The sequence below is a fragment of the Corynebacterium marinum DSM 44953 genome, from assembly GCF_000835165.1.
Taxonomy (GTDB): Bacteria; Actinomycetota; Actinomycetes; order Mycobacteriales; family Mycobacteriaceae; genus Corynebacterium; species Corynebacterium marinum.
This window is the reverse complement of sequence record NZ_CP007790.1, coordinates 1689838-1702971: the sequence shown is the minus strand read 5'-3', so window position 1 is coordinate 1702971 and position 13134 is coordinate 1689838. Positions and strand designations below refer to the sequence as shown.

The following is a 13134-nucleotide window of genomic DNA, read 5'->3' as shown; positions in this document are numbered from 1 at the left end:
GGCGGCGGAGGAATAAATTACTTCGCCGTCGCGTAGATGGGGCAGACCCACAGAAAAGGCTGAGCCGCTGGTCGCGGGGCAATTTCCGGGGCAATTTCTCTCTGCAGGCTGACTGGCTAGACTCACTCCCATGGCCAAGAACTCCTCCTTTGTACATCTGCACAACCACACCGAGTTCTCGATGCTCGACGGCATGGCGAAGATCGACATGCTCGCGGAGGAGGTCAACCGGCAGGGGATGCCGGCGGTCGGCATCACCGACCACGGCAACATGTTCGGCTCGGACGCGTTCTACCGGGCGATGACGGACGCGAAAGTGAAGCCGATCATCGGCATCGAGGCGTACCTCGCGCCGGAGAGCCGCTTCAACAAGAACCGGGTGCGCTGGGGCGAGCCGCACCAGAAGTCGGACGACGTGTCCGCCTCGGGCGCCTACCTGCACCAGACGATGGTCGCGGAGAACGCCACCGGGCTGAGGAACCTCTTCTACCTCTCGTCGATGGCCTCGTACGAGGGGCAGCTGGGAAAGTGGCCGCGCATGGACGCGGAACTCATCGCCGAGCACGCCGACGGCATCATCGCCACCACCGGCTGCCCCTCAGGCGACGTGCAGACCCGTCTGCGCCTGGGCCAGTTCGACCAGGCGCTCGAGGCCGCCGCCATGTGGCAGGACATCTACGGCCGCGACAACTACTTCCTCGAGCTCATGGACCACGGCCTGCACATCGAACAGCGGGTGCGCCGCGAGCTGCTGGAGATCGGCAAGAAGCTCGATCTGCCGCCGCTGGTCACCAACGACTGCCACTATGTCCTCGAGTCCCAGGCGCAGGCGCACGAGGCGATGCTGTGCGTGCAGACCGGCAAGACGCTCAGCGACCCCGACCGCTTCAAGTTCGACGGCTCCGGCTACTACATCAAGTCCGCCGCCGAGATGCGCTCCATTTTCGACGACGTCGTGCCCGACGGCTGCGACAACACCCTGTGGATTGCCGAGCGCGTGCAGGACTACGGCGAGATCTGGGAGTCCCACCCGCACGACCGCATGCCCGTCGCCGACGTGCCCGAGGGTTATACCCCGACCACGTGGCTCCACCACGAGGTCATAGAGGGGCTGAAGGAGCGTTTCGACGGCCGCGAGGTCCCCCAGGAGTACATCGACCGCGCGAACTACGAGATCGAGGTCATCGACATGAAGGGGTACCCGTCGTACTTCCTCATCGTCGCGGAGATCATCAAGCACGCCCGCTCCATCGGGATCTGGGTCGGCCCGGGCCGTGGTTCGGCGGCCGGCGCGCTGGTCGCCTACGCGCTGACGATCACCAACATCGACCCGATCGAGCACGGCCTGCTGTTCGAGCGCTTCCTCAACCCCGAGCGGCCGTCGGCACCCGATATCGACATCGACTTCGACGACCGCCGGCGCGGCGAGATGATCCGCTACGCCGCCGAGCGCTGGGGCGAGGACAAGATCGCCCAGGTGATCACCTTCGGCACAGTGAAGACGAAGCAGGCGCTCAAGGATTCCGCCCGCGTGCAGTTCGGCCAGGCCGGCTACCAGATGGCGGACCGCATCACCAAGGTCCTGCCGCCGGCGATCATGGCCAAGGACATCCCGCTGTCCGGCATCACCGACCCCGCCCACGAGCGTTTCAACGAGGCCGGCGAGGTCCGCAACCTCATCGAGACCGACGCGGACATCCGCAAGATCTACGAGACCGCCCGGGGCCTTGAGGGCGTCGTCAGGCAGGCGGGCGTCCACGCCTGCGCGGTGATCATGGCGAGCGTTCCGCTGCTCAACCACATCCCCATGTGGAAGCGGCCGGCCGACGGCGCGCTCATCACCGGCTGGGACTACCCGGCCTGCGAGAACATCGGCCTGCTGAAGATGGACTTCCTGGGCCTGCGCAACCTCACCGTCATCGGCGACGCACTGGAGAACATCCGGAAGAACCGGGGCGAGGAACTCGACCTGGAGTCCCTCGCGGTGGAGGACAAGGCCACCTACGAACTGCTGGGCAGGGGAGACACCCTCGGCGTGTTCCAGCTCGACGGCGGCGGCATGCAGGAGCTGCTCAAGCGCATGCAGCCGACCGGCTTCAACGACATCGTCGCCTCGCTGGCGCTCTACCGGCCGGGCCCGATGGGCGTGAACGCCCACTGGGACTACGCGGACCGCAAGAACGGGCGCAAGCCCATCGAGCCGATCCACCCGGAGCTGGAGGAACCGTTGGCGGAGATCCTCAGCGAGACCTACGGCCTGATCGTCTACCAGGAGCAGATCATGAGGATCTCGCAGAAGGTGGCCAACTACACCGCCGGCGAGGCCGACGGTTTCCGTAAGGCGATGGGCAAGAAGAAGCCGGAGGTGCTGGAGAAGGAGTACGCCAAGTTCGAGGCCGGCATGCAGTCCAACGGTTTCGGCGTCGAGGCGATCAAGGCCCTGTGGGACACGATCCTGCCCTTCGCCTCCTACGCGTTCAACAAGTCGCACGCCGCAGGCTACGGGCTGGTGTCCTTCTGGACGGCCTACCTCAAGGCCCACTACGCACCCGAGTACATGGCGGCACTGCTGACGTCCGTGTCCGACAAGAAGGACAAGTCGGCGATCTACCTCTCCGACTGCCGTCACCTCGGCCTCAAGGTGCTCTCCCCGGACATCAACGAATCCGAGAACGACTTCCTCGCCGTCGGCGAGGACATCCGTTTCGGGCTCGGAGCCATCCGGAACGTCGGCCATGAAGTGGTCGATTCGATCGTCGAGACGCGGAAGGCGAAGGGCCGCTTCTCCAGCTTCTCCGACTACCTGGAGAAGATCGACCTCCTGCCCTGCAACAAACGCATCACCGAATCCCTCATCAAGGGCGGCGCCTTCGACTCGCTCGACCACTCACGCAAGGGCCTCATGCTCATCCACGAGGACGCCGTCGATTCGGTGCTCGCGACCAAGAAGGCCGCCGACAAGGGGCAGTTCGACCTCTTCGCCGCATTCGGCGGCGACGACGGCGCCGACGCCGGCCCCAGCGTCTTCGCCATCGAGGTCCCCGAGGACGCGTGGGAGCGCAAACACGAGCTGGCCCTGGAGCGCGAGATGCTCGGCCTCTACGTCTCCGGGCACCCGCTCGACGGTTTCGAGGAGGCCCTCGAGGCCCAGACCGACACCCCGCTGACCACCATCCTGGGCGGGGAGATGCGCCACGGCGCGGAGGTCACCATCGGCGGCATCATCTCGGGCGTCGACAGGCGCTTCTCCAAGAAGGACGGCTCACCGTGGGCGATCGTCACCGTGGAGGACCACAACGGCGCGCAGGTCGAACTGCTGGTGTTCAACAAGATCTACGCGCTGGTGGCCTCCCAGATCGTCGAGGACAACATCATCCTGGCCAAGGCGCACATCTCCATCCGCGACGACCGCATGTCCCTGTTCTGCGACGACCTCAAGGTCCCCGAACTCGGCCCCGGCAACGGCGCCGGGCTGCCGCTCCGGCTGATCATGCGGACCGACCAGTGCACCATGGACAACATCAAGCGGCTCAAGGATGTGCTGGTGGCCAACGAGGGGGATTCCGACGTCTACCTCAAACTCATCAACGGCGAGGAGTCCACCATGATGGTGCTCGGCGACCACCTGCGGGTCAACCGCACCGGCTCCCTCATGGGCGACCTCAAGGCGACGATGGGGCCGGGGATCCTGGGGTAGCGATCCATGAGGTTTTCCCGCTGGAGAAGGTGGTCGGTTCTGGGGCTCATCCCGATCCTCTCCGCCTGTGCAGGGCCGGGCCTGGGCGAACATCTTGAACAGCACCCAGGGGAGACGGCCATGGTCGACCTCGCGGGCCTCTATGGGCAAGAATGGTCCGAATATGCCTTCACCTGCGGTTATTCTTCCGATACCTACACTGCCGACATGCTCGGGGTCGATGCAGATGACGTTCCTGACCTGTCGACTGCCTATGCGGGTGAGGCGATCATTCTCCGCTCCGCGGAGGGGGACATCACCTACGACGCCTGGCCCCGTAGCCGGGTCCGCTACTGCTCGACGGGGGAGCCTTTCCTCTGGCACCCCATCAGCGCGGATCATCCCCTGACTTTCCAGGTGTCCGGTGAGCTGGACGGCGAGTCGACGTGGGCCTTTCTTCCGGCGCCGTGACACGGCTGAATGAAAAGCGTGAGCCGGATCGGGAAGACTCCGGGGCATCGGTTACCATAGACCGCACAGTCTATTTTTGTATTGGAGTCTGAATGTCAGTGAACAAGATTCGTACCACCCACGTGGGGTCCCTCCCGCGTACGCCGGAACTGCTCGAGGCGAACATCAAGCGCGCCAACGGCGAACTCGGCGACGAGCAGTTCTCCGAGATCCTCCGCGCTTCCGTCGATGAGGTGGTCAAACGCCAGGTCGACATGGGCATCGACATCGTCAACGAGGGCGAGTACGGGCACATCACCTCCGGCGCCATCGACTACGGCGCCTGGTGGAACTACTCCTTCTCCCGCCTCGGCGGCCTGACCATGACCGACGAGGACCGCTGGGCCAGCCAGGCCGTCGAGCGTTCCACCCCCGGCAACATCAAGCTGACCTCCTTCGCCGACCGCCGCGACCGCCAGATGTTCAACGAGGCCTACGAGGACCCGGAATCCGGCATCTTCACCGGCCGCGCCAAGGTGGGCAACCCCAAGTTCACCGGCCCGATCACCTACATCGGCCAGGAGGAGGTCGAGACCGACGCCAAGCTGATGCGCAACGCGATGGACGCCGCCGGCGCCGCCGACGGTTTCGTCGCCGCGCTCTCGCCCGGCTCCGCCGCCCGCCTGAAGAACGAGTTCTACGCCACCGACGACGAGGTCGTCTGGGCCTGCGCCGACGCCATGGCGCAGGAGTACAAGGCCATCACCGACGCCGGCTTCACCGTCCAGCTCGACGCGCCGGACCTCGCCGAGTCCTGGGACCAGATCAACCCGGAGCCGAGCCTCGCGGACTACCGCGACTGGCTGCGCACCCGCATCGACGCCATCAACCATTCCGTCCGGGGCATCCCGAAGGAACTGACCCGTCTGCACATCTGCTGGGGTTCCTGGCACGGCCCGCACGTCACCGACGTCCCCTTCGGCGACATCATCGAGGAGATCCTGCGCGCCGAGGTCGGCGGCTTCTCCTTCGAGGGCGCCTCCCCGCGCCACGCCCACGAGTGGCGCATCTGGCAGGAGCACAAGCTGCCGGAGGGCTCCCTGATCTACCCGGGCGTCATCTCCCACAGCACCAACGCCGTCGAGCACCCGCGCCTGGTCGCCGACCGCATCATCCAGTTCGCCGAGGTGGTCGGTCCGGAGAACGTCGTCGCCTCCACCGACTGCGGACTCGGTGGCCGCCTGCACCACCAGATCGCCTGGGCGAAGCTGGATTCTCTGGTCGAGGGCGCCCGCATCGCCAGCGAGGAACTCTTCTGACCTGAGACGGAAAAAGGGCCTGCAGTTCAGACATCTGAACTGCAGGCCCTTTCGGTTGCGCGGAGGTCAGGGCTGGATGCCCAGCGACCCCAGGAAACCGCGGAGCTGGTCGGTGCCGCCCGGGACGAAGGGCAGAACGATGACCGCGGCCTGGGTCAGCGCGAGGCCGGCGGCGAGGACCGCCTTGATGATCTCGATCGTCAGCAGGGAGTCATCGTCGAGCTCCGCGGACTGTGCCCAACCGGGGAGCTCCGAGTCGTCGTCATCGACGGTCCCCTCTGCCTGGGAGGAGCCCGAGGACAGGGAGGAGATGCTCTGCTCCTGCTTCTGGGTGGTCTCGGCGTGGACCGGGGTCACCAGGGCCAGGGTGGTGCCGGCTGCGGCAACCAGGGCGACAGAGAGACGACGACGGATCACAGGGGAACTCCTTGATTGGGTGTGAGATTGACCGATCATCAATCTAGCAGGTGGCGGTCAGCACTGCGCGGAATAATTACCGGGAGGACAGAGACGACAGGCCCGGCTGCGCGAGGACCTCGTCGATCTGGAAGATCGTGGTGGTGCCGGAGACCTCGTTGCCCACGACGAGCAGGTTCTTCTCGTTGGGGGAGTCGGCGGCCGGGATGAAGGTCAGGCCCTCCGGGCCCAGGTCGCCCGCGGCGGGCAGCGCGGCCGCCTGATCCGCCTCGTCCTCCATGGAGACGGAGAAGTCGCGGTTGTTGACGTAGGTGACGAACTCGGCGGCGGACGGGTCGGTCACGTCGTAGACCATGACGCCGCCGATGCGCTCGAGGCCGATGAAAGCGTAGGTACGGTCACCGATCTCGCCGAGGGCCACGCCCTCCGGCTCCGGGCCCTTGTCGTCGGAGCGGCCCTCGAAGGTGGACTCGCTGTGGTTGGAGTTGAAGTATTCCGGGACAGCCTCGGCGAGGATCTGCTCGAAGACGTCGTCGGAGTTGAACACGAGGTCGCCGAACTGGTCGAAGATGGAGAAGCCGCGGCCGCCGTAGGAGTAGATCTCCTCGTAGCAGGTCCCGTCGGCGTTCAGGCCGTCAGCGGTGGTGATTTTCAGGCGTCCGGCGTTCTCGTCCGCCTGGAACTCGGCCATGTCGTCGACGGCGTCCTCGCAGATCGGGGCCAGGCCCTCCTTGCCCAGATCCTTGACACGGGCCTCCTCGGAGTAGGCGTCCCAGTCGCGGGCGTCGCCTTCGTTGGTGGTGACGATGTAGGTGGTGCCGCCGACCACGTAGGACTCGATCGCGTCGGGCATGCGGAAGGAGTTGATGGGCCAGTTGGCGATGTTGACGGTGTCGTCCTTGTCGGAGATGTCCATCGGGACCTCCCTCAGGTCGACGGTGCCCAGCGGGAAGATGTCTTCCACGGTCGCGGTCGCGATGTCGACGACGGCGATGGCGTTGTTCTCCTGCAGGGAGACGTAGGCCTTGCCTCCGGAGGTGGTGACGTACTCGGGCTCCAGGTTCTGCGCCACAGTGGTGGAGTCGCCGAACTGGCCGAAGATGCGGATGCCCTCGGGCAGGGCACCGGGAGCGTTGTAGGCCTCGAAGCCGGCGGAGCGGACCTCGGTGGCGGCGGCGACGTCCGCCGGCAGGGTGATCACGGAGACAGAGCCCTCCGGGTCGACGGAGTAGTCCTCGGCGGGCTCGCCTTCGTTGGCCACGACCGCGTAGGCGCCGTCCTCGGTGACGGTCACCATGTCCGGAAGGGATCCGACCGGCAAGGAGTCGAGGACGGTGCCGTCGCCGGCGGCATCGAAGAAGATGACGGAGCCCGGATCGGTCTTGACGCCCGGTTCGACGGTGGCGACGGCCAGGCCGTCGGCGCGGACGGCCACCGAGTTGATGGTCGTGTCCTCTCCTGCATGGACGGAGCCGATCAGCTGCGGAGCCGTCGGATCGGAGATATCCAGAATGTCGACGCTGCCGGAGAGGGCGTTGACGGTGAGGACCCGCTGCGATGCCGGATGGTAGGTGACGATCTCGGCGGCCGAGGCGTCGAAGATGCCGGACTCGTGGGAGCCGATCGGGTTGACCGAGAGAGCGGCATCCGGTGCGGAGTGAGTGATCGGTTCGGCGGCCAGGGCGGCGTGGGCCGGGGCGATGTTGAGGCCGGTGGCGACAGCCGCGCACAGGGCGACGGCGGAACGACGGAAAGACACTAGGAAACTCCTGTGAGAACAATGAGAGTTGGACGAACGTAAGGATGACGTGTCCACATTGCCCCGCGCCCAACGGTGAGTAGCTGTCGGGTGAACCTTCGGTGAACCGGGCCGCGGGCAAAAGAACGCCGGGCCGGGGGACTACACTGTCTCCACATGAGTGACAACCCGTCCGCCACCCTGACAGCCTCCACCACCTTCGAGCCGGTCCGCGCCTCGGATATTCAGCTGGCGCAGGCCCGGATTTCGTCTGTCATCGAGCCGACCCCGTTGCAGTACTGCCCCCGCCTGTCGGAGGAGACGGGGGTCGAGGTCTACCTCAAGCGCGAGGACCTCCAGGACGTCCGCTCCTACAAGATCCGCGGCGCCTACTACGCCATCGCGAATCTCAGCGATGAGCAGCGTGCGGCGGGTATCGTGGCAGCGTCGGCGGGCAACCACGCCCAGGGAGTGGCCTACGCGTGCCGCACCATGGGTATCCCCGGGCGCATCTACGTGCCGGTCCAGACACCGAAGCAGAAACGCGACCGCATCGTCGTCCACGGCGGGGACATGGTGGAGCTCGTGGTCACCGGCAACAACTTCGACGAGGCCGCCGAGGCCGCGCGCGCCGACTCCGCCGAGCGCGGCGCCACCATGATCGAACCTTTCGACGCCCGCGACACCGTCATCGGGCAGGGCACCGTCGCCGCGGAGATCCTCACCCAGCTGACCTCCATCGGCAAGTCCCTGGACACCGTCTTCGTGCCCGTCGGCGGCGGCGGTCTGCTCGCCGGCGTGGCCAGCTACCTCGCGGACATGGCGCCGCGCACCGCCATCGTCGGCGTCGAGCCGGCGGGTGCGGCCTCGCTGCAGGCCGCGCTGCACGCCGACGGCCCCGTGACCCTCGAGGCCGTCGACGCCTTCGTCGACGGAGCCGCCGTCAAGCGCATCGGCGAGCTGCCCTACCGGATCGTCGAGCGCAACCTGGGACGCATCCACGTCATGGACGTTTCCGAGGGGGCGGTCTGCACCGAGATGCTCGACCTGTACCAGAACGAGGGCATCATCGCGGAACCCGCCGGGGCGCTGTCGGTGACGGGGCTCAAGGAGATGAACCTGCAGCCGGACTCGGTGGTGGTGTGCATCATCTCGGGCGGCAACAACGACGTCCTGCGCTACGCGGAGATCATGGAGCGCTCCCTGGTCCACCGCGGGCTGAAGCACTACTTCCTGGTGAACTTCCCGCAGGAGCCGGGCCAGCTGCGCCACTTCCTCAACGACATCCTCGGCCCCGACGACGACATCACCCTCTTCGAGTACCTCAAGCGCAACAACCGGGAGACCGGTGCCGCGCTCGTGGGCCTGGAGCTGGGCCGCGCGAGTGATTTCGACCCGCTGGTGGAGCGGATGAACGCCTCCCGCATTGATTGCCGCCACCTCATGCCGGGTACCCCGGAGTACGAGTACCTGGTCAACACCTAACGCCGGATCAGCGCGAACTCCCACGGCCCCAGCGAGGTCCGGTCCAGTTCCACCGACGGCTGCGTGAAGGACCAGATCAGCTCGCCGCCGTAGGGGGCGGTGACGGGCCGGTCGGAGAGGTTGGCCACCAGCATGACGTCGTCGTGGCCCATGGCCAGCCACTTGTTCTTCTCGGTGCCTGTCTCGACGGCCAGTTTCGACAGGTCGGGACGGGCCAGACCCAGCTCGCGGCGCAGCTGCAGCAGCTGACGGTAGGCGGCGTGGATCTCCTGCTGCTCCTGGCTGAATTCCCAGTCCAGCTTGGAGGACTCGAAGGTTGCCGGGTCCGCTGGGTCGGGAACCTCGTTGTCGTCCCAGCCGGAGCGGGCGAACTCGCGCTTGCGGCCTTCGGAGGTGAGCCGGTTGAGTTCCTCGTCGGTGTGGGAGCAGAAGAAGGCGAAGGGGGTCTGCGCGCCGAACTCCTCGCCCATGAACAGCATCGGGGTGAAGGGGGAGGCGTAGATGACCGCCGCCTTGAGCACCTGCTGGGCGGGGGTCAGCGTCATGGAGGGCCGGTCGCCGCCGGCGCGGTTGCCGGTCTGGTCGTGGGTGGTGGTGTAGGTGACCAGGCGGTGGGCGGGAACGGCGGCGGTGTCGATGGCCCGGCCGTGGGTGCGCCCCCGGTAGGAGGACCAGGTGCCGGTGAAGAAGTAGCCCCCGCGCAGTGTCTTCGCCAGGGCATCGAGGGAACCGTAGTCCTCGTAGTAGGCGTGGCTCTCGCCGGAGACGAGGGTGTGCAGCGCGTGGTGGATGTCGTCGACCCACTGGCCGGCGAGCCCGTAGCCGCCGCCGTCGGTTCCGGTGATCAGGCGGGGATCGTTGAGGTCGGACTCGGCGATGAGGTATCGCGGCACCGAGGTCCGCGCGGCGACGTCATCGGCGATCGCCTGCATCTGCTCCAGGATGGAGTGGGCGCCGCGGTCGTCGAGGGAGTGCACGGCGTCGAGACGCAGCCCGTCGATGCGGTACTCCTCGAACCACAGGCGCACGGCGTCGAGGATGTAGGCCCGCACTTCGTCGGAATCCGGGCCGGAGATGTTGACCACCTCGCCCCATCCCGTGTTGCCGCCGGAGGTGTAGGGCCCGAACATGCCGTTGTAGTTGCCGTCGGGGCCGAAGTGGTTGAACACCACGTCGAGGATGACGCCGATGCCGGCGTTGTGGGCGGCGTCGACAAGCTTCTTCAGGCCCTCAGGGCCGCCGTAGCCCTGGTGGACGGCGTGCCACTCGACGCCGTCGTAGCCCCAGTTGCGCTCGCCGCCGAAAGGCTGCACGGGCATGAGCTCGATGGCGGTGACCCCCAGGTCGCGCAGGTAACCGAGCTTGTCGACGACCCCCTCGAACGTCCCCGCCGGCGTGAAGGTGCCCACGTGGAGCTCGTAGATGACCTGGCCGGCGAGGGGCCGGCCGGTCCAACCCTCCGAGGTCCACGGGAACGCGGGATCAGTGACCTCGCTGAGCCCGTGCACGCCGTCCGGCTGGGCCGTGCTGCGCGGGTCGGGCAACGTCTTCGACCATTCTTTTCCGTCGAAGAGTTCGAAACCGTAGCGCTGGCCGGGTTCCGCCACTTGCTCCGCCACCCACCAGTCGCCGCGGGCGGCCCGCATGGGGAAGGTCTCATCGGACAGTCGGAGTCGGACATTTCGGGCGTGGGGCGCCCACACGGAGAACGGTTCGTACGCAGTCATGCGCCCCAGGCTACTCAAAGGGCCAGCTACTATCAGTGTCCATGCTCACGACCTACCAGTTGCCCGCCGCCGAACGGACGTGGACGCACGAGTGGGAGGTCAAACGTTCCCGGTTTCTCTCCTTCGCCCGACGCACCCCGACCGAGGAGGCGGCGAGGGAGTTCATCCACGAGATCCGCGCCCGCTACCCGGACGCACGCCACCACTGCAGCGCCTACCTGATCCACGTGGAGGGCTCGAACCCCGTGGAGCGCTCCTCCGACGACGGGGAGCCCTCCGGGACCGCGGGCAAGCCGATGCTCGACATGCTCAAGGGCTCCCAGCTTCTCGACGTCACCGTGGTCGTCGTCCGCTGGTTCGGCGGCGTCAAGCTCGGGGCGGGCGGTCTGGTGCACGCCTACTCCCGGTCCGTGGGAGACCTCCTCCCCCAGGTCGGCCGGGTCACCCGGGCGATCCGTGAGCTCTACCGGATCGAGGTCCCGCACGCCGACGCCGGCCGACTCGAGGCCGAGCTGCGGGCACGGGGCGTTTCCGTCGCCGGCACCGACTACGGTTCGGCGGTCACCTACACGCTGGCGGTGGAACCGGGCGGGGGCGGGGAGCTGGAGTCCACGCTCGCGGCCCTGACCTCCGGGGCTGTGGAGCCGAGCGAGGCGGGCACGTCGTGGGTCGAGTACTAGGATGGTGCGCATGACCATGCAACGACGCCCGAACAACCCGATCGAACAGCGGAAACAGGCCGTCCGCAAGTACACCCGCAACGCCGCCCTCAGCGTCGGCGGAGGTGTCGTCGGCGGCCTCGCCCTCGGACTTCTGTTCACCAGCTGGACCTGGCTCATCCTCGGTCTCGTCGTCGCCGTGGCGGGCGGCTTCTACAACTGGAACAAGGTGCAGAAGATCGTCAACCACCGGGACAACCAGTAGCCTGCGCATGAGTGAGGCAGTGCGCATCGACGTGTGGGTGTGGGCCGTGCGCATCTTCAAGACGCGGTCCGACGCCGCCGCCGCGGTCCGCGCCGGGCACGTCAAACTCAACGGCCACGCGGTCAAACCCGCCCAGCAGGTCGTGCCCGGCGACCGGGTGCGCGTGTGGGTCAACCACCGCGAACTAGACCTGGAGGTCACCGACACGGTGCGCAAGCGCGTCGGCGCGCCGGTGGCCAGGAACTGCTACGTCGACCACTCACCCCCGCCCCCGCCGAAGGAGATCCTCGCGTCGCTGCCGCGCCGGGACCGGGGCGCCGGGCGGCCGACGAAGCGCGAGAGGCGCGACATCGACCGCCTGCGGGGCCGGACGGACTACTGAAGCAGCTCCCGCACCCGCGGGATGACCTCTTCGCCGTAGAGGCGGATGGTCTCCAGGTTGAATTCGTGGGGGAGCGGGCCGTTGGCATATTTCAGCGTGAACCGGTCCAGGTCGAGCGCCCTGACGGTGTCCGCGATCTTCGCCGCCACGGTCTCGGGGGAACCCACGTACAGCGCGCCGTGGTTGACTTCCTGCGTGAACTGCTCCGGGGTGGGGGCGGACCAGCCGCGCTCGGCGCCGATCCGGCGGTGGCCCGCGGCCCAGTGCTCGTAGAGGCGCTCCTGGGCTTCCGCGTCGGTGCGGGCGATCAGGCCCGGGGAGTGCACGCCGACGGGGGCCTGCGGCTGGCCGAGCTCCTCGTTGGCCCTCCGGTAGAGGTCGACGAAGGGGCGGAAGCGGCGGGAGGATCCGCCGATGACGGCCAGCATGAGGGGCATGCGGTGCCGGGCGGCGCGGATGACCGACTCCGGGGAACCGCCGACGGCGACCCAGGCCTGCAGGGGCGTGGCGGTCGGCGGGTAGAGGTGCTGCGGGCCGCGGTCCCAGGCGATGGGGGAGCGGGAGGCGTCGGCGTCGAGAAGCACGCGCATCAGCTCGAGCTTCTCCTCGAAGAGGCGCTCGTAGTCGCGGAGGTCCAGGCTGAACAACGGGAAGGACTCGGTGAAGGAGCCGCGGCCGAGGGTCATTTCGGCGCGGCCGGAGGAGATCGCCTGGAGGGTGGAGAAGCGCTCGAAGATGCGCACCGGATCGTCCGAGGACAAGACGATGACCGAGGTGGTCAGGCGGATCTTCTCCGTCTGGCCCGCGATGGCGGCGAGGACAATGTCGGGGGCGGAGACGGCGTAGTCGTCGCGGTGGTGTTCGCCGACGCCGAAGACGTCGACGCCGACGCGGTCGGCCTCGACAGCTTCCGCAACCACGTCACGCAGCACCTGGTCGTGGGGGACCGCTGTGACGTCGCCGAAGGTGTCGAGGCCGAAAGAGATGTGTCTGTTCATGCTTACGATGATACGTCA

General features: G+C 67.3%; 11 protein-coding genes. 7 read left to right on the top strand and 4 right to left on the bottom strand.

Features of this window, described 5'->3' with window-relative positions:
- Nucleotides 1–130: 130 nt before the first annotated feature.
- The 3 genes from dnaE to B840_RS08130 all read left to right on the top strand — a co-directional run bounded on the left by dnaE (nt 131) and on the right by B840_RS08130 (nt 5445).
- Nucleotides 131–3697, top strand: a complete 3567-nt coding sequence (dnaE, locus tag B840_RS08140) for a DNA polymerase III subunit alpha (protein WP_042621738.1) — start codon at nt 131–133, stop codon at nt 3695–3697.
- 207 nt (nt 3698–3904) lie between these two features.
- On the top strand, nt 3905–4147 hold the full coding sequence (locus B840_RS08135) for a hypothetical protein (protein WP_156971872.1): 243 nt from the start codon (nt 3905–3907) through the stop codon (nt 4145–4147).
- A gap of 92 nt (nt 4148–4239) precedes the next feature.
- Entirely contained in the window at nt 4240–5445 is a 1206-nt protein-coding gene (locus B840_RS08130) for a cobalamin-independent methionine synthase II family protein (protein WP_042621736.1), read from the top strand.
- 66 nt (nt 5446–5511) lie between these two features.
- On the opposite strand, the gene B840_RS08125 is transcribed toward B840_RS08130, so the two are convergent.
- Both B840_RS08125 and B840_RS08120 read right to left on the bottom strand, forming a co-directional pair.
- Nucleotides 5512–5862, bottom strand: coding sequence for a hypothetical protein (locus tag B840_RS08125; RefSeq protein WP_042621735.1), 351 nt, complete (start codon nt 5860–5862; stop codon nt 5512–5514).
- Between the two features lie 76 nt (nt 5863–5938).
- Nucleotides 5939–7621: a choice-of-anchor I family protein gene (locus B840_RS08120; RefSeq protein ID WP_156971871.1), complete on the bottom strand. Its 1683-nt coding sequence runs from the start codon at nt 7619–7621 to the stop codon at nt 5939–5941.
- 156 nt (nt 7622–7777) lie between these two features.
- Here B840_RS08120 and ilvA point away from each other — a divergent pair, with 156 nt between their 5' ends.
- Nucleotides 7778–9085 (top strand): threonine ammonia-lyase IlvA, encoded by a 1308-nt coding sequence (gene ilvA, locus B840_RS08115; protein ID WP_042621734.1) that lies wholly within the window; start codon nt 7778–7780, stop codon nt 9083–9085.
- On the opposite strand, the gene treZ is transcribed toward ilvA, so the two are convergent.
- On the bottom strand, nt 9082–10812 hold the full coding sequence (gene treZ / locus B840_RS08110) for a malto-oligosyltrehalose trehalohydrolase (protein ID WP_042621733.1): 1731 nt from the start codon (nt 10810–10812) through the stop codon (nt 9082–9084). The two genes, ilvA and treZ, sit on opposite strands and share 4 nt — an antisense overlap.
- A 41-nt stretch (nt 10813–10853) precedes the next feature.
- On the opposite strand from treZ, the gene B840_RS08105 reads away from it, so the two are divergent.
- Genes B840_RS08105 through B840_RS08095 form a run of 3 tightly spaced genes read left to right on the top strand, consistent with a single transcriptional unit; the run spans nt 10854 to nt 12118 of the window.
- Nucleotides 10854–11492, top strand: a complete 639-nt coding sequence (locus B840_RS08105) for an IMPACT family protein (protein WP_042622632.1) — start codon at nt 10854–10856, stop codon at nt 11490–11492.
- 10 nt (nt 11493–11502) lie between these two features.
- A complete protein-coding gene (locus tag B840_RS08100) occupies nt 11503–11736 on the top strand; it encodes a hypothetical protein (RefSeq protein WP_042621732.1) in 234 nt (77 codons plus the stop codon).
- Between the two features lie 7 nt (nt 11737–11743).
- Nucleotides 11744–12118: an RNA-binding S4 domain-containing protein gene (locus tag B840_RS08095; RefSeq protein ID WP_042621731.1), complete on the top strand. Its 375-nt coding sequence runs from the start codon at nt 11744–11746 to the stop codon at nt 12116–12118.
- Here B840_RS08095 and B840_RS08090 read toward each other — a convergent pair.
- The gene (locus tag B840_RS08090; RefSeq protein ID WP_042621730.1) at nt 12112–13116 is read right to left on the bottom strand and encodes an LLM class flavin-dependent oxidoreductase; all 1005 of its coding nucleotides are present in this window, start codon (nt 13114–13116) and stop codon (nt 12112–12114) included. The genes B840_RS08095 and B840_RS08090 overlap by 7 nt on opposite strands.
- Between the last annotated feature and the right edge of the window lie 18 nt (nt 13117–13134).